This window comes from Metabacillus dongyingensis, assembly GCF_019933155.2.
GTDB lineage: Bacteria > Bacillota > Bacilli > Bacillales > Bacillaceae > Bacillus_P > Bacillus_P dongyingensis.
The window spans coordinates 4,146,865-4,173,492 of record NZ_CP082944.1 but is presented as its reverse complement, the minus strand read 5'-3'; the positions used below and the strand labels follow the sequence as shown (position 1 = coordinate 4,173,492).

26 protein-coding genes are annotated in these 26,628 nt (G+C 39.2%); 15 read left to right on the top strand and 11 right to left on the bottom strand.

Features of this window, described 5'->3' with window-relative positions:
• Window positions 1-209: 209 nt before the first annotated feature.
• The gene (locus K8L98_RS20725) at window positions 210-1,826 is read left to right on the top strand and encodes an alkaline phosphatase D family protein (protein WP_223437735.1); all 1,617 of its coding nucleotides are present in this window, start codon (window positions 210-212) and stop codon (window positions 1,824-1,826) included.
• 317 nt (window positions 1,827-2,143) lie between these two features.
• Entirely contained in the window at window positions 2,144-3,523 is a 1,380-nt protein-coding gene (locus K8L98_RS20720) for an amino acid permease (protein WP_223437733.1), read from the top strand.
• A gap of 401 nt (window positions 3,524-3,924) precedes the next feature.
• Here the strand turns inward: K8L98_RS20720 and K8L98_RS20715 are convergent, their stop codons facing one another.
• A complete protein-coding gene (locus K8L98_RS20715; protein WP_243550981.1) occupies window positions 3,925-4,176 on the bottom strand; it encodes a YczF family membrane protein in 252 nt (83 codons plus the stop codon).
• Between the two features lie 138 nt (window positions 4,177-4,314).
• Between K8L98_RS20715 and K8L98_RS20710 the strand changes: the two genes are divergently transcribed.
• Genes K8L98_RS20710 through K8L98_RS20700 form a run of 3 tightly spaced genes read left to right on the top strand, consistent with a single transcriptional unit; the run spans window position 4,315 to window position 8,280 of the window.
• A complete protein-coding gene (locus K8L98_RS20710; RefSeq protein WP_223437731.1) occupies window positions 4,315-5,946 on the top strand; it encodes a spore germination protein in 1,632 nt (543 codons plus the stop codon).
• On the top strand, window positions 5,943-7,154 hold the full coding sequence (locus K8L98_RS20705) for a Ger(x)C family spore germination protein (protein WP_223437730.1): 1,212 nt from the start codon (window positions 5,943-5,945) through the stop codon (window positions 7,152-7,154). Before K8L98_RS20710 ends, K8L98_RS20705 begins: the two co-directional genes overlap by 4 nt.
• A gap of 22 nt (window positions 7,155-7,176) precedes the next feature.
• Window positions 7,177-8,280 (top strand): GerAB/ArcD/ProY family transporter, encoded by a 1,104-nt coding sequence (locus K8L98_RS20700; protein ID WP_223437727.1) that lies wholly within the window; start codon window positions 7,177-7,179, stop codon window positions 8,278-8,280.
• A 218-nt stretch (window positions 8,281-8,498) separates the two neighbouring features.
• Here K8L98_RS20700 and K8L98_RS20695 read toward each other — a convergent pair whose 3' ends face one another.
• Window positions 8,499-9,215: a vanadium-dependent haloperoxidase gene (locus K8L98_RS20695; protein WP_223437725.1), complete on the bottom strand. Its 717-nt coding sequence runs from the start codon at window positions 9,213-9,215 to the stop codon at window positions 8,499-8,501.
• Window positions 9,216-9,404: 189 nt separating this feature from the next.
• Here K8L98_RS20695 and K8L98_RS20690 point away from each other — a divergent pair, with 189 nt between their 5' ends.
• Window positions 9,405-10,160 carry an SAM-dependent methyltransferase gene (locus K8L98_RS20690; protein ID WP_223437723.1) on the top strand — a complete coding sequence of 252 codons (756 nt, stop codon included), beginning with the start codon at window positions 9,405-9,407 and terminating at the stop codon, window positions 10,158-10,160.
• A 171-nt stretch (window positions 10,161-10,331) separates the two neighbouring features.
• Here K8L98_RS20690 and K8L98_RS20685 read toward each other — a convergent pair whose 3' ends face one another.
• Window positions 10,332-11,258, bottom strand: coding sequence for an NAD(P)-dependent alcohol dehydrogenase (locus K8L98_RS20685; protein WP_223437721.1), 927 nt, complete (start codon window positions 11,256-11,258; stop codon window positions 10,332-10,334).
• A gap of 304 nt (window positions 11,259-11,562) precedes the next feature.
• Window positions 11,563-12,996, bottom strand: a complete 1,434-nt coding sequence (locus tag K8L98_RS20680; protein WP_223437719.1) for an amino acid permease — start codon at window positions 12,994-12,996, stop codon at window positions 11,563-11,565.
• Between the two features lie 673 nt (window positions 12,997-13,669).
• On the opposite strand from K8L98_RS20680, the gene K8L98_RS20675 reads away from it, so the two are divergent.
• The 4 genes from K8L98_RS20675 to K8L98_RS20660 all read left to right on the top strand — a co-directional run bounded on the left by K8L98_RS20675 (window position 13,670) and on the right by K8L98_RS20660 (window position 16,800).
• A complete protein-coding gene (locus K8L98_RS20675; protein ID WP_223437717.1) occupies window positions 13,670-14,380 on the top strand; it encodes a hypothetical protein in 711 nt (236 codons plus the stop codon).
• A 40-nt stretch (window positions 14,381-14,420) separates the two neighbouring features.
• Entirely contained in the window at window positions 14,421-14,963 is a 543-nt protein-coding gene (locus tag K8L98_RS20670; protein WP_223443640.1) for a GNAT family N-acetyltransferase, read from the top strand.
• Window positions 14,964-15,096: 133 nt separating this feature from the next.
• Window positions 15,097-15,972: an AraC family transcriptional regulator gene (locus K8L98_RS20665; RefSeq protein WP_223437715.1), complete on the top strand. Its 876-nt coding sequence runs from the start codon at window positions 15,097-15,099 to the stop codon at window positions 15,970-15,972.
• Between the two features lie 144 nt (window positions 15,973-16,116).
• Window positions 16,117-16,800, top strand: coding sequence for an HAD family hydrolase (locus K8L98_RS20660; protein WP_223437713.1), 684 nt, complete (start codon window positions 16,117-16,119; stop codon window positions 16,798-16,800).
• An 81-nt stretch (window positions 16,801-16,881) separates the two neighbouring features.
• On the opposite strand, the gene K8L98_RS20655 is transcribed toward K8L98_RS20660, so the two are convergent.
• Together K8L98_RS20655 and K8L98_RS20650 are read right to left on the bottom strand one after the other, a co-directional pair.
• Window positions 16,882-18,429, bottom strand: coding sequence for a multicopper oxidase family protein (locus K8L98_RS20655; protein WP_223437711.1), 1,548 nt, complete (start codon window positions 18,427-18,429; stop codon window positions 16,882-16,884).
• 99 nt (window positions 18,430-18,528) lie between these two features.
• The gene (locus K8L98_RS20650; protein ID WP_223437709.1) at window positions 18,529-19,434 is read right to left on the bottom strand and encodes an exonuclease domain-containing protein; all 906 of its coding nucleotides are present in this window, start codon (window positions 19,432-19,434) and stop codon (window positions 18,529-18,531) included.
• 117 nt (window positions 19,435-19,551) lie between these two features.
• Between K8L98_RS20650 and K8L98_RS20645 the strand changes: the two genes are divergently transcribed.
• From K8L98_RS20645 to K8L98_RS20625, 5 genes are all read left to right on the top strand, one after another.
• Window positions 19,552-19,965, top strand: a complete 414-nt coding sequence (locus K8L98_RS20645) for a BlaI/MecI/CopY family transcriptional regulator (RefSeq protein WP_223437707.1) — start codon at window positions 19,552-19,554, stop codon at window positions 19,963-19,965.
• A 1-nt stretch (window position 19,966) separates the two neighbouring features.
• Window positions 19,967-20,818, top strand: a complete 852-nt coding sequence (locus K8L98_RS20640; protein WP_223437705.1) for a M56 family metallopeptidase — start codon at window positions 19,967-19,969, stop codon at window positions 20,816-20,818.
• Between the two features lie 59 nt (window positions 20,819-20,877).
• Entirely contained in the window at window positions 20,878-21,267 is a 390-nt protein-coding gene (locus K8L98_RS20635) for a DoxX family protein (RefSeq protein WP_223437702.1), read from the top strand.
• Window positions 21,268-21,513: 246 nt separating this feature from the next.
• Entirely contained in the window at window positions 21,514-22,011 is a 498-nt protein-coding gene (locus K8L98_RS20630; protein ID WP_223437700.1) for a CBO0543 family protein, read from the top strand.
• Window positions 22,004-22,477: a CBO0543 family protein gene (locus K8L98_RS20625; protein WP_223437697.1), complete on the top strand. Its 474-nt coding sequence runs from the start codon at window positions 22,004-22,006 to the stop codon at window positions 22,475-22,477. The genes K8L98_RS20630 and K8L98_RS20625 overlap by 8 nt, the downstream gene beginning before the upstream one ends.
• 34 nt (window positions 22,478-22,511) lie before the next feature.
• Here K8L98_RS20625 and K8L98_RS20620 read toward each other — a convergent pair whose 3' ends face one another.
• The 5 genes from K8L98_RS20620 to K8L98_RS20600 form a co-directional block, all read right to left on the bottom strand.
• Complete coding sequence (locus K8L98_RS20620; RefSeq protein WP_223437695.1) at window positions 22,512-23,834, bottom strand: 6-phospho-beta-glucosidase; 1,323 nt, start codon at window positions 23,832-23,834, stop codon at window positions 22,512-22,514.
• A 2-nt stretch (window positions 23,835-23,836) separates the two neighbouring features.
• Window positions 23,837-24,157 (bottom strand): PTS sugar transporter subunit IIA, encoded by a 321-nt coding sequence (locus K8L98_RS20615; RefSeq protein WP_223437693.1) that lies wholly within the window; start codon window positions 24,155-24,157, stop codon window positions 23,837-23,839.
• Window positions 24,158-24,169: 12 nt separating this feature from the next.
• A complete protein-coding gene (celB, locus tag K8L98_RS20610) occupies window positions 24,170-25,486 on the bottom strand; it encodes a PTS cellobiose transporter subunit IIC (protein WP_223437691.1) in 1,317 nt (438 codons plus the stop codon).
• Between the two features lie 5 nt (window positions 25,487-25,491).
• Window positions 25,492-25,806 (bottom strand): PTS sugar transporter subunit IIB, encoded by a 315-nt coding sequence (locus K8L98_RS20605; RefSeq protein WP_223437688.1) that lies wholly within the window; start codon window positions 25,804-25,806, stop codon window positions 25,492-25,494.
• 356 nt (window positions 25,807-26,162) lie between these two features.
• Complete coding sequence (locus K8L98_RS20600) at window positions 26,163-26,591, bottom strand: hypothetical protein (RefSeq protein WP_223437686.1); 429 nt, start codon at window positions 26,589-26,591, stop codon at window positions 26,163-26,165.
• Window positions 26,592-26,628 lie beyond the last annotated feature (37 nt).

The following is a 26,628-nucleotide window of genomic DNA, read 5'->3' as shown; positions in this document are numbered from 1 at the left end:
TAAATAAAAAGGATTTTGCATATAAACTCACACTTTATATCTGAACTGCTCCATGAATAATACAAAGCCCTGACACGGGCTCTTTTCTTGTTCCTAATAAAACAATTAATCTACTTTTTTCCGCTATTTACAAATCTTTCACAATGAGGTCATATCTTCTAAATAGTTCTTATATAAAATGGTCAATGAGAATAAAAGGAGGGTTAAAAGTGAAAGATTCTAACCATAATTCAAAAAAGTTCAATCGCAGAAATTTTTTAAAGAAAACAGGAAAAGGAGTGGGAATTGTACTTGGCGCTTCGATTGTCAACACAATACCGATGAATTTCGCCTCTGCACAGTCTAAGCGCTTATCATATCCTTTTACATTAGGAATTGCTTCGGGTGACCCATTGCAGGATAGTGTTGTTTTATGGACAAGACTTGCCCCAGACCCGCTTAATGGAGGAGGCATGTCACCCCATCCATTTCCTGTACAATGGGAAGTTTCTCTAGATCCAGAATTTAAAAAAGTCGTAAAAAGAGGAACAGAGGTTTCAAAGCCTCAATTGGGACATTCCGTCCATGTCGAAGTCAATGGCTTGGATGCTTCAAGTTGGTATTATTACCGTTTTAAGGCCGGTTCTGAGATCAGTCCAGTAGGCCGAACTAAGACTGCTCCTGCTTTACATAGTCAGGTAGAAAAGCTAAACTTCGCGTTTGCTTCCTGCCAAAATTGGCCAACTGGCTACTACACAGCTTATCAGCATATGGCCAAGGATGACTTGGATTTGGTTATCCATTTAGGGGACTATATTTATGAAGGTACTCATAACTCAAACGGTGTTCGGCCTATCGAAAAAGATTTTCCAGAAATCTATACGATTGACGATTATCGCAACCGTTATGCCTTATATAAATTAGACAGTGATTTACAGGCCGCCCATGCCAATTTTCCGTGGCTAGTAACACTTGATGACCATGAAGTGGATAATAACTGGGCTGGAGATGTTCCCCAAGATCCTGAAAAGCAGTCCGAGGAAGCTTTCTTAAAAAGAAGGGCTATCGCCTTCCAGGCATATTATGAACACATGCCTCTCCGACGTACATCCTTCCCAAATGGAAGCAGTATGCAAATATACCGCCGACTCTCCTTTGGAAATTTAGTAGATATCAGTCTGCTTGATACACGTCAATATAGAGATGATCAGGCTAATGGTGACGGATGGGACAGTCCGACACCTGAGTCGCAGGATCCATCCCGTACCCTTCTAGGCGAAAAACAGGAGCGTTGGCTATTAGATGGGCTTGCTTCATCACAGGCAAAATGGAAGGTTCTTGCACAACAAGTCTTCTTTGCAAGACGTGATGGCGCTATTGGTCCAGATAAGGAGTCCTACAGTATGGATGCTTGGGATGGGTATCCTGGTGCACGCCAACGTGTACTGAACTTTTTAGAGGAGAAAAATATTTCAAATACTGTTGTCTTGACCGGGGATGTTCACACGAGCTGGGCAAATGAGGTTAAAGCTAACTTTGATGAAGAAAACTCGAAAAATGTGGCGGTTGAGTTTGTCGGAACATCTATTACCTCTGGTGGAGACGGTTCCGATGTAAATAGCAACACTGAACAAATCCTGCAGGAAAATCCTCATATTAAATTTTTCAGTAACCAGCGCGGTTATGTGCGGTGCAAACTAACCCAGCAAAAGTGGCAAACAGATTATCTGGTAGTTCCATATGTATCTAGACCGGGTGCACCAATTGAAACACGCACTTCATTCATTGTGGAAGATGGGAAATCAAGCTTGCAGCAAGTAAAGACAGAGGAAGCGCTTCCTGTTTAATCATTCAAAAATTCTTTTTCTCATTAATTATGATTGAGTGCCTAAAAAGGTACTCTTTTTTTATACCTTATTTTGATCTGAATTATCTAGCTGTTGAAATTGCAAAGAGCTTACTAAATATGCCTAGAAGGGTAGATTACTATACCTTTCTGCAGCAAGAATTCGAAATTGGTAGTTTTTTATGCGGTCGAACTACCTGATAATATGTTAAGCTTTTAGTTGAATGTTAATTTGCAATTATCTGATTTTAAATTTATTATTAAAATATTTATAATCAGCAAATGCAAAAAGACTAGAAATAGAGAGTGGGGAATTATATGCAGGAACAAGAATTGTCGAGAGGTCTTAAAAACAGGCACGTACAACTAATCGCTATCGGAGGGGCAATAGGAACAGGGTTATTTCTTGGAGCAGGAAAATCAATTCATTTAGCAGGACCATCGATTTTATTTGCTTACCTGATTACAGGCGTTATTTGTTTTTTAATCATGCGCGCACTTGGAGAATTACTCTTAAGCAATTTGAACTATCATTCTTTTGTTGACTTTGTAAGAGACTATTTAGGTAATATGGCAGCATTTATGACTGGCTGGACCTACTGGTTTTGCTGGATTTCAATCGCAATGGCTGACTTAACTGCAGTTGGTCTCTATACCCAGTATTGGTTTCCTGATGTACCACAATGGATGCCAGGATTAATTGCGCTTGTCATTTTGCTGATTATGAACCTTGCAACCGTAAAACTTTTTGGTGAAATGGAATTCTGGTTCGCATTAATTAAAGTCATCGCTATTCTAGCACTAATTGTTATCGGTATTTTCATGATTATTAAAGGATTTTCTACTAATTCAGGCGCAGCCAGTTTTGCGAATCTATGGAGCCACGACGGCATGTTCCCAAACGGCATAAATGGTTTTATCCTCTCATTCCAGATGGTCGTGTTTGCGTTTGTTGGCATTGAACTTGTAGGACTTACAGCAGGTGAAACAGAAGATCCGGAAAGAGTTATCCCAAAAGCAATCAATAATATCCCTATTCGGATTATCATTTTCTACATTGGCGCACTTATTGTCATTATGAGTGTTTATCCGTGGAACGCAATCATTCCAACGGAAAGCCCATTCGTCCAAGTATTCGTGGCAGTCGGTATCGCAGCAGCAGCTGGTATCGTCAATTTTGTTGTCCTAACATCGGCTGCGTCGGCTTGCAACAGTGCAATCTTCAGTACTAGCCGGATGGTATACTCACTTGCCAAAGATAAAAATGCACCTGTACCATTTGCAAAACTTGATGCCCGTAAAGTACCATCCAATGCATTGTTCTTTTCAACTGTTGTCATTCTAATTTCCGTTGTTTTGAACTATGTTATGCCAGAAGGCGTATTCACACTGATTACAAGTATTTCTACAGTATGTTTCATATTTATTTGGGGAATTACTGTCATCAGTCATTTGAAATACCGTAAAACAAGACCAGACCTGGCAAAAGCGAACAAATTTAAATTGCCGCTTTATCCATTTTCAAATTACTTGATCCTTGTATTCCTAGCGTTCGTCCTTGTCGTGCTCGCACTTGCGGAAGATACTCGCGTTGCCTTATTCGTAACTCCTGTTTGGTTTATTTTGCTGATTGCGATTTATAAGATGCGGAACACGAAGGCAAATCAAGCGAATCAGGGAAAGGTAGCGGAAAATTAAGAAGCATCGGAAAAAGCTTCTTGAATGTGATTCCGAGGTCACTAAGTGAAATGAGTACCCTCAAGGAAACATCGTGGATGATTTACCTTGAATTATATAAAGATGGAAGATTCCCTGTCCTTTTTTCAAGACAGGGAATTTTCTATGTATATAAATAGTACTGTTACAGCTTTTGTCTTTTCAATTATTGGGCGCTTTAACAAAGAAACTTACAAGTTGTTAAAAATATATCAATCGTATACTAGGTCCTTTTTTTGCCTAAGGAAGCCTGAAGACTAGTTGTCCGAAAAATACGGCTGGCAATATCCTGCTTACCCTAGCAAACTTATAGAGTGCTTAGGTATAAAAAATTGAATGAATTCTAGGGAGTTGCGGAGCAGCTCCCTTTTTTATGCCCTCTTTTAGGATTGCGGCTGCTTTTTGGAATTCTTAGTTACATTTTTTCTTTTTCTATAAAAGGCGAAAAAGGCATCCATTACAAAACAAAACAGAAAAAAAATGAAAACAGCTAATTCGGGTGTTTCCATCACAAGAAAGGGATTCACAGCATTAAAAAGAGATGCTCTCAATTCGAATCCTTGAAGAATATCGATCCCAAATGACATCCCCGTTAACATCATCATCATAACTATTGGAATGGCAATCATCTTCATTAAATATCACTCTCCACTACCTATTTGAAAAATTATACTGTTATACATTTAGCGAATAATTTCTAGATATTGCATAACAAATAGATACGATGAAAAAGATAAAAAAAGGAAAGAAAGAAAAGAAAGGTTTTTAATACTATGCCCTCATTTTTTAAAAAGCTTAAATCAAAAAATGTAAATGAAAAGAATAAAAAAAATAGTGAAGGTCATTCAAATAATGAATCTTCAGAGCTCATAGGCATATCTCTGGCAGAAAATATTGCAACTATAAATCAAAAAACAGGAAACAGCTCAGATGTCATCATTCGAATGCTGAAAATCAGTAAATATCCTGAAATTAGAGCAGCAATTGTTTATATTGAGGGTATTGTAGATAACCAATCCATCAACGATTTTATAATTGAATCAATAATGGATGATTTTGATTTAAAAGAAAGAACAGATAACCATGAAGAAATCATAGACAGCATGGCAGACAAGATTGTTTCTTTAGGCAGTGTAAAAAAGATAAATGATTGGAATGAACTGTTGTTATCCTTAATGTCGGGTGAAACCATTATATTAGTAAACGGTACAAATATAGGGTTGAGTGCTAGCACAAAAGGAGGGGAAAGGCGTTCAATACTGGAGCCTGGAACTCAGGTGGCAGTCCGTGGTTCTAGAGAAAGTTTTACTGAATCAATTGGTACGAATACAGCCATGGTTAGGAGAATTATTAAAAATCCAAACTTATGGATTGAGTCTATTAAAATTGGCACCGTTACGAACACAGATGTTGTCATCATGTATATCAATGGTATTGCCAAAGATGAAATTATTAAAGAAGTTCGCAAAAGGCTAGAGAGAATTAATCTCGATAGCATTCTTGAGTCTGGCTATATTGAACAGATGATTGAAGATCAGTCATTTACAACATTTCCAACACTCTATCATACAGAAAGACCAGATATGGTAGCAGGAAATCTCCTGGAAGGAAGAGTGGCCATATTTGTAGATGGCACGCCATTTGTGCTGTTAGCTCCAGCATTATTTATCCAGTTTTTTCAGTCATCAGAAGATTATTACGTTCGGTTTGATATCGCCACTGCACTGCGTTTCCTGCGCATCCTAATTTTCTTTATATCCCTGATAGCACCTGCTGTTTATGTTGCTGCAACAACATTCCATCAAGAGATGATCCCAACACCTCTCTTAATCGCAGTTGCAGCCCAGCGTGAAGCCGTACCTTTCCCATCCCTTGTTGAAGCAATCGTTATGGAAGTGACATTTGAAATATTACGAGAAGCTGGGATACGAATGCCAAAAGCGATTGGATCGGCAATCTCAATTGTCGGAGCTCTTGTAATTGGGCAAGCGGCTGTACAGGCCGGTATAGTATCGCCAGCCATGGTGATTATTGTAGCCATCACTGCGATTGCAAGTTTTGCTACTCCTTCATATGCTATAGCCATTTCTGCCCGTTTGATACGATTTATCTTTATGCTGAGTGCTGCTTCATTTGGTTTTTATGGAATTATTCTTACATTTATCATGATGATTGTTCATCTATGCGGTTTACGATCTTTTGGTGTACCCTACATGGCACCATTTGCCCCCTTTATTCCGACGAATACAGGTGATACAATTGTTCGATTGCCATGGTGGTCTTTAAAAGAAAGACCAAGATTAATCAATAAAAATATGAATCGGAGAGGGAAAGACCAGAAGCCTGGCCCCCCTGAAAACCGAGGAATGGTAAATATTAAGTTCAAAGAAGGACGATCAGAATGAATCTAAAAGCATTATTTCTTCTCTTGATCATAATACCTATTCTCTCTGGATGCTGGAGTAAAAAGGAATTAAATGATCTGGCATTAATCTCAGCTCTGGGAATTGATAAAAATGATAACGGTGAGTATGTTGGAACTTTTCAAATTATTAATCCAGGGAATGTAACAGGAGGCACGCAAGGGGGCGGAGGCGGACAGGGTCCTTCCGTTTCTGTCTTTACCTCGACAGGTAAAAATTTAGTGGAAATGAGCCGGCGTGCATCAACCAAGATTTCGCGAAAACTATATTACGCACATACAAACCTGCTGATCATCAGCGAGGAACTGGCAAAAGAAGAAGGTATCAATAAAATGTTTGATGCTTTAGTGCGGGACCCTGAATTTCGAACTACAGCCACAGTTGTGATCGCACATGATACGAATGCTTCAGATATTGTAAAGACATTAACTGCCGTGGACAAAATTCCTGCAAATAAAGTGATTAAAACGTTAAAATTCACGGAGAGACGATGGGGAGAACATTTGAATGTCAACATTCAAGAAGTTGTTAAAAACCTTCTATCTTCTGGAAAAGAACCAGTGATCAGCGGTTTTCGCTTAGTGGGCAATAAAGAACAAGGAAAAAAGATGGAGAATATTCAACAAACTGCCCTAGATGCATTCCTTCAAGCTGAGGGCCTTGCCATATTTAAAGAGGGTAAGCTGGTTAATTGGCATCAAGGGAAACCTGCTAGAGGCATATTATGGGTGCTTGATAAAATCAAAGCAACGGATGTAAATGTCAGCTACGAGAAGGATAAAGATGCGATTGCCTATCAGGTCATCCGTCAAAAGACCAAAATTTCTGCTGACATGAAAAATAATCGTCCTCATATTTCCATTCATGTACGTGCAGAAGGGGATATTGGCGAGGTTACTGTTCCTGTCACTCTGAATGACCCCAACGTTTTGTTTAAAATCGAAGAATTATTAGAAAAAGAAATCAAGAAAGAGATCAAAGAGGCAGTACAACTGGCAAAGGAAGACAAAACGGATATTTTTGGGTTTGGTGATGCTGTATATCGCTCCAATCCAGTTGAATGGAAAAAGCTAAAAAATGATTGGAACGATGTTCACTTTCCAGAAGTAAAGGTAGATGTGAAAGTTGATGCTTTTATTCGCAGAACAGGTATGATAAAAAAGCCCCACTTATCTGAAATGGATAAATAATTAAAAGGGAAGTGACAATTCAGTGGAGAAGGCGAAAATTAGCTCATATCAGCTGTTTGTCCTTATTTTACTGTTCGAACTTGGAAGTGCATTACTGTTTCCGCTTGCTACCGAGACAAAACAGGATGCCTGGATTGCAGTTCTGCTTGGTATGCTGGGCGGTTTCGTCCTATTTGTAGTCTATCATGGCCTTTACTGTTTTTATCCTGATATGCTTCCAACAGAATATACTCAAAAAATTATTGGAAAAGTACTCGGGCGCATCCTTTCCTATCTTTATATTTTATATTTTACATATCTCGCTGCAAGGGTATTGCGAGACTTTGGAGAATTATTGGTAACGTTTGCTTATCCAGATACACCGTTGTTCATTATAAACGCATTATTGACGCTGGCTGTTGTCTATACCATTCGAAAAGGAATCGAGGTATTGGCAAGAACAGGTGAATTGCTGTTTGTATTAATGTACTTGCTCGCAAGTACAGGCTTCATCCTTGTTGTAGTCTCAGGATTAATTGATATTAATAATTTAAAGCCGGTACTTGAAGATGGAATTCTCCCGGTTTTAAAAGCCGCAATGACTCAAACCTTGTATGTCCCTTTTGGAGAAGTCATCGTATTTACGATGATTATGCCTTATTTAAATAAATCGAAAAAGGCGAGAATGACCGGTTTGTTTGCTTTGGGATTAAGTGGAATAAATTTAGCTATTGTAATGGCATTTAACATAAGTGTTCTAGGCGTGGATCTTACCACCCTTGCTGCATTTCCTCTTCTTAGTACAATACAAACCATTCAGGTTGCAGATTTTTTGGAACGGCTTGATGTGTATTTTATGCTTGCCCTTATTATTGGCGGCTTCTTCAAAATAAGCATCTATTGTTATGCAGCTGTTACAGGAACTGCAAACTTGTTTAACATCAAAGAACCTTCACGAATGGTTTATCCAATTGGTCTCGTCATTTTGACTTTGTCTATAACGATGGCAAGTAATTTTTCTGGTCATCTGCAGGAAGGTTTACAGATAGTTACACTATATTTGCATCTTCCATTTCAGGTGATTATTCCAATTATCCTTCTAGGTATTGCCATTATAAAAAATAGAATAAGACAAAAAGGCAGGTAATATCGAATACCCATGATTTGGAGCTTGGATGAGCTTTATTTGATATAATTGCTGATCAAAAAGCTGTTCTAGCAGCGGAACGCGATTTTTAAAGCAGCAAGTTTAACTTGCTGCTTTTTTTTCTGTGTGGCAATCCAGTTGCGCATTCTTCGCACATCATCGGGTGCAATATTATCCTTTAATAAATAAAATCAACCTTAATTACATGTTTTTTTATACTATTGAAAATCATTGATGTTTTGTGCTTTCAATACATTTACAACCATACCGCCGATTTGCTTGCCTAATCTCAAGCCTTCATCATTATCTGCTTTAAAATGTACGCCAGCGTACAAACGTGATAAAGCGCATTGTTCCATTGTGTTTTTTATTCCTGATTGCTCTGGTGGAAAGAAATAACTTAATACCGATTCTGCACATCCTGCAACAGTGGCGTGTGCAGAAGGGTAGGATGGAAAACGCGGTGTAGTCAACACAGGGGATAGGTTTCTGCCATATTGATTTGGACGTGCCACATTCCAAAGATATTTAAAATACCACGACATCACAAAGGCATCATTAACAGCAGCGTGAAAATATCCGAGTGCTCTGGCAATATGCGGTGATCCTAGTTTATATTTTTTTGCGTAACTGAAAATCATAGGAGTCATATTCTGAGTTGCTTCGACCGTCCCCCAGTATTGTGCAATGCGTATTTGTTGAGGCTTTATGGATGACAATGTTTGTTCTACTATAGATAACTCTGTACCCCAATCAACTTCAAAAGGATTTTTAATTTGCCAATTAATACGCTGCTGAAAGGGATCCAGGAATTGATTGTTTCCTTGCCTGAAAATAAAAAACATTGGAAAATACGCTGGAGCTGTATAAGCTTTAGGCGGGGTTTGCTCTCCTGGGTAAGGATATTCAGACCATCTTCTGTAATTTGTTCTCATTAAATCTGCCCCCTTATATTTTTTCTACTTATTCCTTATGAGTAATAGCAATAAAATATACAATATATGTTGTGATGGATTATTAGATTGGTATTTTTAAAGGGCAGAATAAGATACTAAATAAAGGTTAAGTTTTCCAATAAGTTGTGCTAGTATTATTTTAATTCTTATTTTAAGAGGTGAGTTTAGTTGAGCAGAGTTGAGCAGAGTATAAAGTTAGATTTAGAAAGAATTGTTTTTATTGGGAGAACCTTTGAAGAGTATTTGGATATGTTTTCCCTTTCGGTAGAATCACTGAAGGGGAAAAAAATACTGGATTGTCCAGCAGGAGCTTGTTCCTTCACTGCTGTTGGCAGCAAACATGGTCTAGATGTAAAAGCTGCAGATATTGCATATTATCATTCAGAGGAAGATCTATATAATAAAGGACTTCAAGACATCGAGCATGCTATGGAACTTATGGATAAGGCAAAAAGTAAATATATTTGGGATTATTTTAAAGATATAAACGGTCTTAGAAAATATCGTCTGAGTGCCTTAAATGATTGTGCAAAGGATATTAGGAAATCGAGTGGACGATATGTTCCTGTCACTTTACCTTCTTTGCCATTTAATGATGCAGAATTTGATATTCTTCTTTCCGCTCATTTTCTATTTATGTATGCGGACCGATTAGACTACCAATTTCATATAACAACGCTAAATGAGTTATTGAGGGTTACTCAAGAGGAAATTCGCATTTTCCCTTTAGTTGATTTGGAAGGAAAACGATATGAGCATTTAGATAAATTAATAGGTTATCTCGCTGATAATGGATGTTTAGTCGAAGAAGTTAAAGTACCATATGAATTTCAGGCAAATGCTAACTCGATGTTAATAATAAAAAAAGGGGAACAAAGAAAGGGGCAGCGTTCAGCGTTATCGTTAACTAAAGGGGTCTTATGAATTAAGCCAATATGAAAAGAAATGCCCAGAGTACAAAAATCTGAGCATTTTCTATTTCAATTGTGTATTATCGTCTTTCTGAATAAATACAAAATACCGTCATTTTATTAATTCATTACTTTATATGGAGGAAAAGACACTTGACCGAACAGCATTTGGCGGAGAGCTTTGTCAGGTTTTGTTAATATGATCAAAAGTTATGACTACATTTCCCTTTTTATGTCCTTTTTCTACATATCTGTGAGCCTCAGGTATTTGTTCGAGCGGGTAGCGTCTATCTATGGCGGAATTTATCTTTCCCGTCTCAATAATCTCACTAAGGATAATTAAATCTTCAGTGCGTACCTTTGCTATCCCTTGCCCTGCAACTGATACATATTTTCCGTTCGGAGTCAGGGCTTTCTTGCAATTTGATTTTGAGTTTTTTCCAACTGCATCAAAGATGATATCATAATGCTCTCCACTTTTCGTAAAATCCTCTTGGGTATAATCAATTACCTTATCGGCTCCCAGAGATTTCACCAATTCTAAATTTGTGGTACTGCATACTCCGGTAACTTCTGCCCCAAAGTACTTGGCAAGCTGTACCGCGGAGGTCCCTACTGCTCCAGAAGCTCCATAGATAAGAACTTTTTGACCGTTTTGGATGTTTCCTTTTCTAAGAAAGTGCAAGGATGTAGTTCCCCCAAAGGGAACGGCAGCGGCTTCATCAAAGGTCATATTAGCAGGTTTTTTTGCCACCAATCCGTTTTCAGGCAGACATGTATACTCGGCATGAGCACCAAAACTCATCCCAGTTAATGCAAAAACATGGTCACCTTTCTTAAATCGCCTTACATCTTTGCCTATTGCTTCTATTTCTCCGGCTAATTCCACACCCAGTATAGGTTTTCTTGGTTTACTGAGACCTAAGACTATTCGCATGGGGATCCAGTACAAGATAGGGCTTTCGAAACTTCGAACTCTGCAGTCCCCGGTTGTAACTGTTGTGGCATGAACTTTTACCAGGATTTCATTGTCCTTTGGAGAAGATTTTTCTACCTCTTTAAGCTGAAGAACATCTGGTGATCCGTATTTTGTGCAGACAATTGCTTTCATAAGTCTCCTCCATAATTTCATTTATATGTGATAGTTTCATCTTATGATAGTAATCACATATAAATGTCATAGTACTTGTCATCAAACCATGACGAACTTACTTTTCGGGTGTGTTAACAAGGTGAAATCCTCTTATTTAATAGACCATTGCAGCACATCGTGATCGTTCCCGTTAACTAAGAATTTGGAAGGATCATAGAACGAATCTTGATGGCGGACTGATTGGATCAGCCCCGGAATTATAAGATATCTGTTTGAATAAAGGAAAAAGGACCTTTTAATTGGTCCTTTTTCTTTTTACCTGTTATAAGATTTTTTTTCTATCCAATTCCATTAAGTCCCGCTCTTGAACGAGCCGTTTCTTCTCCATCTTGTCCTTTGCGGCAAAACGATAATATAAAGCGCACCCTATCAGAAAAGGAATTCCGCAGTATAGTGCCATTCTTTGGTCTGGAATGAAAGCTAGACTCACCATCACCAGTACATTGGCAGACAGCGCAGCTAGAGGGACGATTGGATAAAATGGCGTCCTGAACTTCAGGTCACTGACCTTTCCGCCGTTTTTCAAAAACTTTTTCCTGCCTAAGTAGTTGGAAAGAGCGATGGATGCCCATACAAATACTGCTCCAAAACCGGCGATAGACAGCAGCCACAAGTATACGGTGTCTTCGGCAAAAAAGCCGCACAATAGGCACAAGCAGCCCACAATCATGCTTGCAGCTAGAGCATTGATAGGGACTCCGCTTTTATTCAGCTTCCCGAATCTTTCATGAATCATCCCCTGTCTGGACATCGACCAGAGCATACGGGATGTAGCGTATAATCCAGAGTTTGCGACTGATAACACTGCAGTGATAATAACAAAGTTCATAATGTCCGCCGCATATGGAATCCCTATGTTATCAAATACAACGACAAACGGACTTTCCACAAGTCCTGCTTCTTTCCATGGAAACAGTCCAGCCAATACAAAAACAGAGAGAATGAAGAAGATAAGAATGCGCCAAGCTGTACTATTGATGGCTTTTGGAATTGTTTTTTCAGGGTTCTCACTCTCCCCCGCTGCGATTCCAACGAGTTCCGTTCCCTGAAAAGAAAAATTCACGCCGATCATAGTAATTAAAATTGCCGCTATTCCATGCGGAAATAATCCGCCGTGATCCGTATAATTGCTTAAAAATGGAGCAGGCTCTCCGCCCCCCATCTGAAGAAATCCAAACATGGCTGCTCCGCCTAAAAGAATAAAAGCGATAACGGTAATTACCTTGATGCCTGCAAACCAAAACTCAACTTCTGCAAAGCTTTTTGTAGACAATGCATTGATGCTAAAAAGCAGGATAGCAAATACGATGCACCAAATCCACGGTGAAACGTCCGGAAACCAGCGCTTCATCAAAATACTGACCGTAAGCAGTTCCAGGCCAATAGTGACAGACCAGTTCAGCCACGACATCCAGCCTACCACGTAGCCTGCTCCCGGTGATATAAACTTTGTTGCGTATGTTTGATAAGATCCTACGTCTGGGTTCGCAACGGCCAATTCACCGAGGCAAAGCATTGTCAAATACATGACAAAGCCGCCAATCAGATACGCGAGAATTGCTCCTCCCGGTCCCGCCTCGCCAATGGTATACCCGGTGCTCAGGAATAGTCCTGTACCGATTACACCGCCTAAGGCAATCATCAAAATATGCCTTTCTTTTAATTCCTTTTTCAATTCCTGATTCTGATTTAACATGGAGGCCTCCTTTTAAGTAAGCGTTTACAGAATTATAAAATCCCCATTATTTTATCACTATTTAGTATTATATGAAAATTAATTTTTTGAAAATAAATAAGACTTCTTGAAAATAAGGGGCCATAAAGCCTATGAAATGGCTATTTCTAGGAATATACTGTTTGGCTATTATTCAATTTTGGAGGAAAGAGGTTATTTTAGAATAATTTGAATAAATATGCATCCGATTGATGAACTGCATGCAAATTGTTAGGCGCAAGCAACAATTGGAGGTGGAGTTTGGATGGCTTAATTTAACGGCATAAGTACAGCTGCCAAGAGGAATTTGAAATGACAATTAAAGCAGCAGGTTCTGTTTCCAAGAACTAAATTACCCGAAAGTTTCCCAGCTTTCTAATGAAAGAAAGGATTGAGTAAATTGTTTCATTTTGAAATAATTGGTATGAAGTAAATGTGCAAATTGGGAGAATAAGTTTCTTTCTATTAACTGATTTTCCGGAGGATGGAGAAATGAGTAATGCATGGAGTAACTTAGCTGTAAATATCCTTATTCGTATATTCATGCAGAATGAATGTTCCATGCAATCTTCGCTGAACGTGTACATTCGAATAACGAATAGAAAGAAGAAAACGGGATGTAAGATTCCACATAGACCAAAAGGAGACTGTTATTATGCCGATTATAAAAGATATTCAGCTTTTAGTTCCAGCGGATATGGATCAGAATAGGCTATTCTTTAATCAGACAAGAAGCATATCTTTTTTATACAGCCGGCTTCTGCCAAAATTGCATGCGAAGGATGATAGAGGAATTCAGATCAACTGTGTAGAAAATCTGGAAAAAGGAAAGCAGCTGGATCCTTATGATCACATCATATTTAACTATTTTCCTGTATTTGTAGAGGTGGATGTTCAGGGATTTTTAGAATTATCTGATAGGAAGAAGAAAGTTAAAACCTTAGAAATCGTTCACGAAGGAATGAAGCTGGCTGCTTGTGAATTTAACTGGGACACATCTCTTCTTGATGAAATTTATGAGAAAGTCAAACAACTGGATTATCAGAATATCTATCCACTTATAAAAAAAAGCAGCCCAAATAAGAAATACGTGGGCAGCATCCTGTGTCATCATGAGGTGTCTACAATCGATGTATACATGGAAATTAAGAAAAGAAACGGTAAAGTTGTAGGCAAGGATAAAATTTTCTCCGTGGAGAATACAGATGAACAAAACTTATTCAGTGAATACTGGATCCTTGTATGGAAGCTCAATAATAAATTAGAGTTTGCTGATGATAGATTTAATACCGTTTACAGCTTAACATTCCTTGAAAAAGATGAGCCAGATCAATTAGTGTGGAAGATAAAAAAATTAAACAGTTAATTGAAAGAGAAGTAATAATTACAGTTGGAGGCATTGATCCCTGAGAGTTACTCAAAAAGAATTCAACATTAATGATTTACGTTATATTGTAAGGTCTGCAGTAGAAGAAGATGCGAACAATTTGTCTGATCTAAGATTGCAGATAGATGGGGAAACAGAAAATTTAGATAGAGAAAAAGGAGAGGCGTACATAGATGAATCAGGATTTAAACAGATTATTAAAGATGATACAGAGAGGCTGAATAACCTTTTTTTAGTAGCAGAAGTAAATGGAAGTATAGTAGGTTTTTCAAGATGTGAAGGGGGAAAATTGAGAAGAATTTCTCATAAAGCAGAATTTGGAATCGGTATATTAAAAGAATATTGGGGATATGACATAGGAAAAAATCTTTTAAAAGAAACTGTCTATTGGGCAGACTCTAATGGAATCAGGAAAATGACGCTGAATGTTTTAGAAACCAATGAAAAAGCTATAAAGCTTTATAAGGGCTTTGGTTTTGAAGTAGAAGGAATCTTAAAAAAAGACAAAAGGTTATCTGACGGAAATTATTATAATACTATATTGATGGGAAGGATTAAATGATAAGTTCAACTGCAGTTTAATCAAAATTAATAGTGAGAATCCGAGAATAATAAGACCCTGCATAAGTGTGCACGAAATGTCGGGCAGGAACCAGTCTTCCCCTGTTAATCTATTGATAAAGGAGGTCACCCGAATGGATTTGCTTAAGAACATGAATGGAGCGATTCAGTACATTGAAGAAAACCTTACTGATGATCTTGACATGAAAGAAGCTGCAAAACTGTCTTTATGCTCTGAATATCATTTTAAAAGGATGTTTTCTTTCCTTGCAGGTATTTCGCTATCGGAATACATCCGCCGCAGACGACTAACACTTGCAGCGTTTGAGCTTAGAGACAGCAGTTTAAAGGTCATTGATATTGCAATGAAATACGGATACAGTTCACCAGATTCTTTTGCAAGGGCATTTCAAAATTTGCATGGAATCACACCGTCGGAAGCCAGAAATAGCGGCCATTCACTGAAAGCTTACCCACGGATGGCCTTTCAGTTATCAATTAAAGGAGGAAGTGAAATGAACTACCGAATAGAAGAAAAAGAGGCATTTCGCATTGTTGGTATGAAGAAAAGAGTACCTGTTCAATTTAACGGGGTTAATCCAGAGATTGCTTCTATGTGGCAAAGGTTAGATACTGAAACGATCAATCAACTAAAAAATCTTTCTAATGTTGAGCCTATTGGAATAATTAGTGCCTCCACGAACTTTTCTGAAGGGAGAATGGAGGAAAAAGGGGAGCTTGACCACTATATTGGCGCAGCAACAACTAAGGAATGTCCAGATGAACTGTCACAGCTAGAAGTTTCATCTTCAACATGGGCTGTATTTGAAGCAATCGGGCCATTTCCTGATAAACTGCAAGAAGTATGGGGACGAATTTATTCCGAATGGTTTCCATCCTCAAATTATGAACAACTAGAAGGTCCGGAAATCCTGTGGAATGAAAATAAAGATACAAGTTCTAAAGCGTTTAAAAGTGAAATATGGATACCTATTTTAAAAAAGTCTTAGGTGATTATAGATTAAGCTTTTAACAAGAAAAAGGCGCCATTCTTTAATAAGAAGGCGTCTTTTGAAATGGACCAAAAAGAGAGGTATTTAGTCTATTGATAAAGAAGGAAACAAGAATTGTGTTTATAGGGAGAGAATACAAAAATGATTAAGGCAGTCATCTTTGATTTAGATGGAACGCTGTTAGATCGGGATGCTTCAGTACAGAAGTTTATAGCCGGGCAATACGATCGATTGAATAAATGGGTAGGTCATATCCCAAAAGGAAAATATACTGCAAGGTTTATAGAGTTAGATTCTCGGGGGTATGTATGGAAAGACATAGTGTTTCAGCAATTGGTCGATGAGTTTACCATTACTGCGATCACTTGGGAGAGTTTACTTCAGGATTACATAGATCAATTTAAGAATTGCTGTATCCCTTTTCCAAATCTTATCAGTATGTTAAAAGGGTTAAAAAGCAAGTCCATTAAATTAGGAATCATAACGAACGGAAAAGGCAAGTTCCAAATAGATAACATAAACGCATTGGGAATTAAAACGTATTTTGAAACAATCATTGTTTCGGAATGGGAAGGTGTAAAAAAACCTGATCCTCTAATATTTAAAATAGCTTTAGAGCAATTAAATGTTTCACCGGACGAAAGTATTTACGTTGGGGATCATCCTGAAAACGATGTAAGTGCTGCTCAAAAAGCTGGAATGAAAGGAATTTGGAAAAAGGACTCTCAATGGGGCAGTTTTGAAACAGATTTCATCATTGATGATTTGGCAGATTTACCTTTAATCATTGAACGATTAAGGAATGAATGTGGAAAGTCATCTTAAAATAACAGACACAAATGTTAAGGAATATTTTCAGCACTTAAAAGATCAACTTCCCTGTAAGTTGATCTTTCACACAAATATTCAGCGAATGACGATAAATGGCCGCATCATTTCGTAATCTTCATGCTCTAGTATATGGCAATGCCAAACATACAATCCGGTGTAGGATCCAAACTTCATAATGATTCGTGTTACCTGTTCAGGATTCGCTCTGACAGTGTCTTTCCAGCCTCTTTCCTGAGGCTCTGGCGGAATGCTCGGTCCTGTGTAAGAAATGACTTTTTTCTTTTTAAACTTCTCTGCATCAAATGGTCTTCGATCAAGGATCTGGAAATCAACGAGGTGAATATGAATGGGGTGGGCGTCATCAGTTAAATTGATCAGGTGCCAAATTTCAATTGTGTCAAGTCTCGGCTTCTCGCTTATAGGATCATCCCATGTTTTGTTGTCTAATAACATCAGCTCGCGGCCATATTGATCATGATTGTCATCCAGAGTTAAGAATCGTGTTCTCGAGATGGAGTTCTCCTTAAAGACTGGATAAGGCAAAAGAAAAGATGGAATGACACTCGTATCGATTGAGGAGAGCGGAAGCGACACTCTGAATTCCATGACCGCGGCTGTATTCTGATCAGGCATCTTGCCGCCTGGAAAAGGAGCTTTTGCATGATTTTCCAAAATAATTTTTCTGCCCTCTAAATTTGTAAAATCAACGATGACATCTGCTCTTTCAGCCGGAGCCAGCATGATTTCCGGTACACCGATTGGAAATTCCATTAATCCGCTATCCGTTCCGATTTGATAAAAAAGCTGGCCAGAATCAAGCTTCAATAGATAAAAACGGGAGTTTGCCGCATTCAGCAGCCTGAACCTGTATTTTCGGGGCTCAACATTTAAATATGGCCATACTTTGCCATTAACCAAATTGACATCTCCGAAAAATTCAGGTGAAACAGATGCCTCAAGTCCCGGTACTGGATTTTCCGGCTGCTTTGGATAATAGAGAGATCCATCTTCATTAAATGATTTGTCTTGTATCATCAGGGGTATTTCATACTGACCAAAAGGCAAATTCAACGACCTTTCATGCTGATCCCGTATGAGATAGAATCCTGCAAGACCCGCATAAATATTTAGTCTTGTAATACCGAGAGCATGATCATGATACCAAAGTGTACAGGAGCGCATCTTATTTTCATATTCGTACACTTTTTTTCTGAAATAGGGACCTTTTTGCTTAAATCCATTTGTAAACCACGCCTCAGGATACCCGTCGCTTTCCCATTCAACACTTGCGCCATGCATATGCACGACGGTTCTAACTTCTGGTACATCCTTATGAGCGCCGTGAACGGTATAATCAATGGGCAAAAAGTGCTTAGACGGGAGATTGTTAATCCATTTTATATAGGTTTTCTCCCGGCTTTCAACTTCAATTACAGGACCTGGATAGGAGTTTTCATAACACCAGAGAGCGGAAGGGTTTAATTCGCTGTGAAGAGATAGTCTGCATTCAGTCATTCTCACTTTATAATATGTAAAGCTGTTTCCTTTTTGATGTGGCCCAAGCTGCGGAATAATGGGCAAGGCATCTGTAAACTTAGTAAGCTCGGGAGTTTTATGTGTCATCAGCGTCTTCTCCATTTCATTTCAACTATACATTCAGTCTATTCAGAAACCCTGCCCGCAATTTGTAAATATAAAAAAGAACAGCTGCATGCTGCTCTTTTAACGGTTAAATGAATGCTCTTTTTTCTTCGCCTGTTCTTCGATGCTGATTTCAATCCTGCAGCCGTGCTCTCCTTTTTCATTAAGAAGGATCTCAAGAACTTTTGCTGTGAGCTGGAAAGATTCTTTTATATAGCCGGCTAATTTTTTGCTTTGGGCAGCGCCAATGAAGCCCAGATAGTTTTGGCCGGTGGTATACACATGAAACCGATCTGTTTGCTCTTCTTTTTTTAACAGCAAAGTTTCGTTTTGAGTAATATGGGGCAGATATGCCTGCGGACTCATCCCGTCTGCACTTTTTTGTTTTACACCGGAAAGTAAACATTTAATCGACTTTGGCTTTGGTGCAGAAGCACGTTCTGTTAAAGCGATATTCAAGTAGGATGTGCCTTCGTAATTCGGGCTCTTCAGCAGCTGGTGAAGCTGTTTTACATCATCCAGTGCACGGTGAGTCTGCACAGCTGCCAGCTTGTGGCTATGTAATAGGCTGATTAACTTGGCACTTTGGTAGCCGTATTTCTTCCACGGAATATTTCTGGCAGAGCAGTACCATTTCTTTGAATGCAGCTCAGGATACATTTTAGCAGTGAAGCTCCGGTCAAATGAAGCATTATGAGCAATAATAAAATCAGCCTTATGGATCGCTGACTTTATCTTTGTATCATCAAATGTTTTGCCCTTAACATCTTCAAAAGGAATTAAATGAATTCGAAAGGCAAATTCATAGTTTTTTCTGGCTGAAAGAGACAAAGGCTCTCTTAAAAAAGAGTGCTCTTCTAGAGTTTCTAAAAAGACATCTGTATCTGTATCATAACGAAACAGCAGGAAACCAATTTCTATTATTTCATCCTGAATGGGCGATAAGCCTGTTGTTTCCACATCGAGAATCATACCGGTAAGAATCATTCAAGTTTTCCCCCTTTCTACTAATCTACCATCTACCACTAGACCGAAACAACTTTAAGAATCATTTGACTATGGAGTATTTGCACATTACAATGTGTAGTGTGAGGTGTTGTCATTGTGAAAATCCAGAATTTTAAATTTAATGAAAAAGGCTTAAATCGTTTTTTTGGTCCATTAGAGGCTAAGATTATGAATATCCTTTGGAATTCATCTGAAATGTCGATAAAAGACGTTCAGCAGAAGCTTGAAAAAGAGAAAAAAATGAGCTTTAACACGGTGATGACAGTCATGAACCGCCTCGTCGAAAAAGATGTCCTAACTAAGCGGTCTGAGGGAAGGGGATCGCTGTTCCGTCCGGTCCTGACTAAAGAAGAATTTCTTTGTGCACAATCCAAAGAGCTGACAAACGGACTGATTGACGAGTTTGGACAAATTGTCGTAAGCCATATGATTGACAGCATTGAGAAAGCAGATGAGAGCTTGATTGCAAAGCTTGAGCAAAAAATAAAAGAAATGAAAAAGGAAAAATAGAATGTGGGAAAAAAGATCAAAGCAAGTATTTTTAGCTTGTGTGTCCATCTCAATGATTCTGCTCATTCAAATGACAATCTATCTTTTTCGAAAATTGCTCGGCCTGCCGATTGAGTTTAATCTGATTCAATTGTGCAGTACAGCCCTTCAGTCCATGGGGTTTTCGTCGCTTGAATATTTACTTGAAGTGATTATCTATGCGACCGTAGCCATGACAGTTTACAAGATTATAAAACAGCTTTACCTCTCACATACCATTCATAAAAAAATGGCTAAACGGATGAACATATCTTTAACGTCTCAATACAACCGGCAATTCTCTCTGCCAAAAGAGACCATCCTGGTGATTGAAGAGGATGCTATTCTGTCATTGACAATGGGGTTTTTCCGTCCGAAAATCATTCTTTCTACCGGACTATTGAATTTGCTTGATGAAGGAGAAAGACATGCCGTTCTTTTGCATGAGATTTATCATCAAAAAAACAGAGATCCTTTGAAGCTTTTTGTATTATCACTGTGCTCATCTGTGATGTGGTATATCCCGATTCTCGGCTGGTTTTATCAAAAATACAGAATGATCCGCGAGCTGCTGGCAGATCATTATGCCATCAGCAGACTTCGATCTTCAGCAGATTTAGGAAGTGCGCTGCTCAAGATCTTGAAAAAAAATCAAAAAAAGAAGCTTCTATCATTCTCGTATGCACCATTTGCAGATACCGCTATCAATCTTAGAATCCAAAAAATTCTTGATCCATTCGCAGAGACACCGTTAGATCTGCCGTTAAAAAAGGCCGCGGTCTCTATGCTGGTATTTTTCATGCTGCTGATGATGTTTTTGATCGAGCTGTCTTAAAAATTTTTAAGGAATTACACTACAATATGTAGTATGAAATAAAAAGGAGTGTTTTACATATGACAAAGAATGCAGAACTTGGCGGACTGATTTTACGCATCGCATTAGGATTTATTTTTTTCGTTCACGGTTTAACGAAATTTCAGGGAGGAGTCGAAAACACAGCAGGATTTTTCGACAGTATAGGAGTATCTGGTTTTCTCGCTTATCCTGTGGCCATAATAGAGGCAGCAGGAGGAATTCTTTTAATGCTTGGACTTGGTACACGAATTGTTGCCGCTCTTTTTGGGCTGATTATGCTTGGAGCCATCTTTACAGCTAAGCTTGGCAGCGGATTTATAGGCGGATACGAGTTGGATGTGGCATTACTTGCTATGTCAATCTATCTGGTTCTAAGCGGAAGTGAATTTCTTTCACTGGAAAAGGTAATCATTAAAGATAAAGACTAAAAGGACGTGTTCAGCGTCTTTTTTTTATTCTAGTAAATAAAAATTTCAGAGCGTGCTTCAGGTGCCCGAATGTGACAGGATTACTGAAGTCGATGCCCCGCTGAACCCGAGGTTTGCGCGATTTCGGGCACTTCCCTGTAATCTGAGTACGATCGCTTTTAAAAAATCCAACATCCTATTTCTTCTTACATAATTTTCTGATTTTAAACCGATAGTAATAAAAAAATGGAAATGGGAAAAGAGACTATGATCATTGAAAGATTAGTGATTGCCGGTGCAATCTTGTTAAGTATTCTTTTAATATGGAAATTTGTTCCGAGGGAAAAAGCCAGAGAAGCCTGGGTGCCCTTTCTTTCACTTAGCTCACTGACATGGGCAGCAGGGTTATTTGTTGTGGAGATGGGGTGGATCAGTTACCCCGTACAGCTTTTCAGCAAGGAGAATCAAGTGAATGAATCGAGTTTTACATTTGAGTTTTTTTTGTTTCCTGTATTGGCTATTTTATTTAGCCTGTATTATCCTTCGTCAAAAAAAATTCAGACTAAGTGGCTCTATGCAATCATCTTCTCTGGCATTTTTACTATTGCTGAGGTCATTCTTGAAACGTACACGAATTCAGTGAAATATGATGAATGGAAATGGTACTGGACATTTTTCTCAGTGATGCTGGTCTTGATGGTGAATCATCAATATGTAATCTGGTTTAAAAAAGGTCTCAAACCTTCTGGAGAAAATCATGCGTGAGATTCTTGTTCTGATTTCACTTTGGGGATTGGCCATATTAATGCTTGTCTGGAAAGTCCCCAAAAATAAACGAAGAGATGCGCAAATTGTTCTTTTATTTTCTCAATCGATTGGCTGGCTTTTCGTTTATATTCAAACGCTATTGGGAAGAATGAAATTTCCATTCCGGGAATTTCCGGATGCTACAAAAATGAGCTTTACCCTGTATTATCTTTTTTATCCGACTATCGGGGTCTTGTTTATTCTTGGTTATCCTAAAAAGGGTTTTTGGCACAAATTCCTTTACTTTTCTTTAACTGCATTCGGCATTCAATTATCAGCGTGGCTGCTTGCTGAATACACAGATTTGATAGAGTATACCCGGTACAGCTGGCTGCTTACTTTTGCCGTTAATTTTATGATCTTGGTGATAATCCGGATTTTTTACGTTTGGTTTCAGAAGGGATTTACATATGAAAGAGGATAAATAGAGGAAAACCGGCACAAAGGCCGGTTCTTTTTCACTTGAAAAATTGAGGCAGATGCTCTTTATGAGCTTCAAGCATTTCATCAAGTATTTTTTTACCTGTTGCATCGGAAGCGACTAGTGGATTAATTGTCATTGCGAGCAAAGCTGTACTGTAATTTCCGGTAACAGCAGCTTCTGCTGCGACACGTTCAAAGGATTTTATTTGCTGAACTAGACCGCGGACAGCAATAGGCAGATCTCCAATGGCAATCGGCTTAGGGCCATCTTTTGTGATGACAGAGCTGATTTCAATTGCAGAATCATGGGGAAGACTTGCAATCGCCCCATTATTCATTGTATTTACTGGCTGAATGTCCCTTTTGTCTGTATAGATGGAGTGAATCAGCCGTACAGCAGCATCACTGTAATAAGCACCGCCGCGTTTTTCGAGCTGTGGAGGTTTAATCGCAAGCTCCTCATTTTGATAGAGTTCAAACAGCTCATCCTCAAGCTTTTTCACAACTTCTGCACGGGTACCGGCGGTTTCAGCGTTTTTCATCTCTTTTTCAACCATTTCCCTCGTTTTGTAATAATACTGATGGTATGGGCAAGGGAATACATTCAGGGCTTTTAAAAATTCAGGCTCCCATCCGAGCGCAACGATATTCTGCATCGTGACGGATTGTTCTGGATGTGTAATAAGATCAATCACTTTCTGTTTAACGCTTACCCCGTCTAAATACACATCAAGTCCATATACCATGTGATTTAAGCCCGCAAAATCAATCCGGATCCGGCTGTGCTCAACATTCAATAGCTTTGCCGCACCCATTTCCATGCCGATCGGCACATTGCATAGACCAACAACCTTGCGGATATTGCTGTATCTCAGGACGGCCTCCGTTACCATTCCGGCTGGATTGGTAAAATTGATCAGCCAGGCATCGGGGCAAAGGGTTTCCATTTCCCTGCAGATGCTGAGGATAACAGGAATGGTGCGCAAACCTTTAAACAAGCCTCCAGGACCATTTGTTTCTTGGCCAAGAACCCCATATTTAAGCGGAATACGTTCATCTTTTGCCCGTGCTTCCAAAAGTCCTACACGAAATTGAGTGGTAACAAAGTCTGCGTTTTCCAATGCTTCGCGCCTATTAAGAGTCAGGTGAATGGAAATTGGCACATTTGCTTTTTCAACCATTCGTTTAGCGAGGCTTCCTACGATCTCTAATTTTCTTTTTCCCTCTGGAACATCAGCAAGCCATATCTCTGATACGGGAAGTTCATCATAGCGTTTAATGAACCCCTCAATCAGCTCAGGCGTATAGGATGAACCGCCGCCAATCGTTGCGATTTTTAATCCATTTTTATTCGTCATGCTTACACCTTCTTTGTCCGCTGATAAATTTCAACGATTTCTATGGCAAGATCTTTGACAGTCATCGCTGTCATTAAATGATCCTGTGCATGGACAAGGATGATAGGGAGGTCGTACTTTTCACCGCCTGCTTCTTTTTGAATCAGCTCTGTTTGGAACCGGTGAGCATTAACGAACTCCTTATCGGCTTCTTTAAGTTTTTCAACAGCAAGTTCAAAGTTTCCTTTTTTAGATGCCTGTATCGCTTCCATCGCAAGGCTTCTTGCATTGCCGCTATGGGCAATCAGATGGAAGGAAAGCTCGTAAAGCTGTTCTTTATTCATAGATTCCCTCCATTAGGAAGCAGCTTGATTTTCTTCGCTGAATTTCTGTTTATCCCACATGCGGAAGAAAGGATAGTAGATAAAGAAGGCAATCACCATGTTAATCAGCTGCATGATGAGCCCTGATATTTTTCCGCCAGTTGCCAAGTACCCGCCAAAAAGGGGAGGCATTGTCCATGGAACTCCGATTCCCGCTGGTCTAGCAACAATTCCCGTCGTCATGCAAATGTAGGTTGCGATTGTAATCGCAATAGGTGTTAAGATAAATGGAATGATCAGCAGAGGATTCATGACAATCGGCATTCCAAACGTGACCGGCTCATTAATATTGAACACACCCGGTCCTATGGACAGCCGCCCAAGCTGTTTCATTTGCTGGCTTTTGGCAAGGAAGAGCATACAGAAGACCAGTGACAGCGTGGCTCCCGATCCGCCAATATATATGAATAGGTCAAAGAACTGCTGAGTGAAGATATTTGGCAGAGCTTCTCCCGCTTGAAAGGCAACCCTGTTTTCATCCATAGAAGTCAGCCAGATTGGACCCATGACTCCGCCGACGATACTTGCTCCGTGAAGTCCTGTTGACCAGAGAAGCTGAATCAGGATTACGGCGACGAGACTTCCAATCAAACTTCCGCCAAGGACGCCGAGCGGTTTGCCAAGCAGGATACTGACGACATTATGAAGACTTTCAAAGGACGTATTTTCAACGAGTAACCGCAATAGCCAGACAAATGTAAGAATAAAGAATCCAGGTATAAGCGCTATAAACGAACGGCTAACTGCCGGCGGTACACCGTCAGGCATTTTGATCACAAGGTTTTTCTGAATGACGAACCTGAATATTTCAGTTGATAGGATGGCAAGAAGCATTGCAACAAATAGTCCTTTGCTTCCCATTAAAGCAGCAGGAATGGCGCCGCCGACCATAACAGCTTCTGATGCACCTTCTGCTAGAAACGGAACTTGGTAGGGAGTGGCCAAGAGGAATGCTGCAACAGAAACCGCCCCAGCTGTAAGGGCATCAACATCATATTTTTCAGCAAGGCGATAGGCAATCCCAAAAGATGCAATCAGCGCCATGATGTCAAACGTAGCCCCGACTGGATAGAGAAGCTTTGTCAGCCATTGGTCCCCAAACACGCTCGCCATATATTCCGGATAGCCTTCGATCGGAAGAAATCCGAGAATTAAAAACACAGAACCGATAATAATGAGCGGCATTGTAAGAATAATACCGTCCCTTAATGCCTGAAGATGCCGCTGACCTGCAACCTTTGCAGCAGTCACCATAAATTTTTCCTCAAAGAAGCGATTGACCTTTCCCATTCTAGTCACCCCTTAGCTGAATTAATAAGTCCAAGCGCAAAATTTAGAACTTCCTTTCCATTGCATGTTCCATAATGCAGCATATTGATGGAATCAACCGGAATTCCGCGTTCCTGCCCCTTTGTCTTTAATTGCGGCAGCAAATAGCGGACTTGCGGTCCTACGAGCAGGACATCCGCCTGATCCAAATGCTTGTTTACTTCACTGGCGCCAACAGCCCATATCCTGCAATCAAGTCCTTGCTCCTTCGCGCTTGCTTCCATTTTAGAAACAAGCAGGCTTGTTGACATCCCAGCAGCACAGCATAGTAAAATATTCACTCTAACAGCACCCTCCTTTGTAAGCGATTACATTAAAGTTTGTAAAAAATATACGAACTTAGTAATAGGTATGGAGTTTTTTTTGAAATATGTATAAGCTGTCGACGTAAGAGCAGAAAAATATTTTGGGGGGGGCGGAGAACCTAATTGAGTGGTTTCGGGGTAAATAATTAATACTGATAAACTCTCGATTTACGCTGATAAAACTTGAAAATAGACTGATAAACATTTAATAGGCACAGACTATTGACCAGATAAGCTGCGATAACAGCATAAGAAATTGGGGGCATGGATTTCGCTTTTTCCGATTTCTAAGGCACCATTCTAAAAAGAAAAGAGCCCCCGCAGGAGAGCTCTTACAGATCAACATCCTCATTTTTGTCACGCTTGAAAATACCTCTGATGATCAAGAATGCAAGAATGAGTCCAATATAAATCAAGAACATGGCAACAAATCCCCAAAGTCCTACTATAGCATCTATAAATTCCATGTTGCCTCTATTAGTCAGGGCCTGCTGTATCTCTATTCCAAATACGAGAACAAACATAAATGTCAGTGTATAAAAGAATGAGAGAGCAGTAATGCCGAATGGCAGCTTTGACAGCCATTTAGATAATAGATAAACGAACACAAATACGCCCATTCCGATAATGCCCATAATCCAAAAATGCAAATCTTTATCTGTCACGTTCAGTCCAAGCGTCTGGTAGGCAGCCGCATTGATCATATCGTGTATATTATTAACGATTTCAGCTATAAGCTTAATAAAATCTTTCAGAATCATTCACTCATTTCTATAAGGTGATGATTCTATTATACCT

Coding starts and splice junctions, on each gene's coding strand:
- K8L98_RS20720 (WP_223437733.1), top strand. CDS start 2,144: ATGCAGGAACAAGAATTGTCGAGAGGTCTTAAAAACAGGCACGTACAA.
- K8L98_RS20715 (WP_243550981.1), bottom strand. CDS start 4,176: ATGAAGATGATTGCCATTCCAATAGTTATGATGATGATGTTAACGGGG.
- K8L98_RS20710 (WP_223437731.1), top strand. CDS start 4,315: ATGCCCTCATTTTTTAAAAAGCTTAAATCAAAAAATGTAAATGAAAAG.
- K8L98_RS20705 (WP_223437730.1), top strand. CDS start 5,943: ATGAATCTAAAAGCATTATTTCTTCTCTTGATCATAATACCTATTCTC.
- K8L98_RS20695 (WP_223437725.1), bottom strand. CDS start 9,215: ATGAGAACAAATTACAGAAGATGGTCTGAATATCCTTACCCAGGAGAG.
- K8L98_RS20685 (WP_223437721.1), bottom strand. CDS start 11,258: ATGAAAGCAATTGTCTGCACAAAATACGGATCACCAGATGTTCTTCAG.
- K8L98_RS20680 (WP_223437719.1), bottom strand. CDS start 12,996: ATGTTAAATCAGAATCAGGAATTGAAAAAGGAATTAAAAGAAAGGCAT.
- K8L98_RS20675 (WP_223437717.1), top strand. CDS start 13,670: ATGCCGATTATAAAAGATATTCAGCTTTTAGTTCCAGCGGATATGGAT.
- K8L98_RS20665 (WP_223437715.1), top strand. CDS start 15,097: ATGGATTTGCTTAAGAACATGAATGGAGCGATTCAGTACATTGAAGAA.
- K8L98_RS20660 (WP_223437713.1), top strand. CDS start 16,117: ATGATTAAGGCAGTCATCTTTGATTTAGATGGAACGCTGTTAGATCGG.
- K8L98_RS20655 (WP_223437711.1), bottom strand. CDS start 18,429: ATGACACATAAAACTCCCGAGCTTACTAAGTTTACAGATGCCTTGCCC.
- K8L98_RS20650 (WP_223437709.1), bottom strand. CDS start 19,434: ATGATTCTTACCGGTATGATTCTCGATGTGGAAACAACAGGCTTATCG.
- K8L98_RS20640 (WP_223437705.1), top strand. CDS start 19,967: ATGTGGGAAAAAAGATCAAAGCAAGTATTTTTAGCTTGTGTGTCCATC.
- K8L98_RS20635 (WP_223437702.1), top strand. CDS start 20,878: ATGACAAAGAATGCAGAACTTGGCGGACTGATTTTACGCATCGCATTA.
- K8L98_RS20630 (WP_223437700.1), top strand. CDS start 21,514: ATGATCATTGAAAGATTAGTGATTGCCGGTGCAATCTTGTTAAGTATT.
- K8L98_RS20625 (WP_223437697.1), top strand. CDS start 22,004: ATGCGTGAGATTCTTGTTCTGATTTCACTTTGGGGATTGGCCATATTA.
- K8L98_RS20620 (WP_223437695.1), bottom strand. CDS start 23,834: ATGACGAATAAAAATGGATTAAAAATCGCAACGATTGGCGGCGGTTCA.
- K8L98_RS20615 (WP_223437693.1), bottom strand. CDS start 24,157: ATGAATAAAGAACAGCTTTACGAGCTTTCCTTCCATCTGATTGCCCAT.
- celB (WP_223437691.1), bottom strand. CDS start 25,486: ATGGGAAAGGTCAATCGCTTCTTTGAGGAAAAATTTATGGTGACTGCT.
- K8L98_RS20600 (WP_223437686.1), bottom strand. CDS start 26,591: ATGATTCTGAAAGATTTTATTAAGCTTATAGCTGAAATCGTTAATAAT.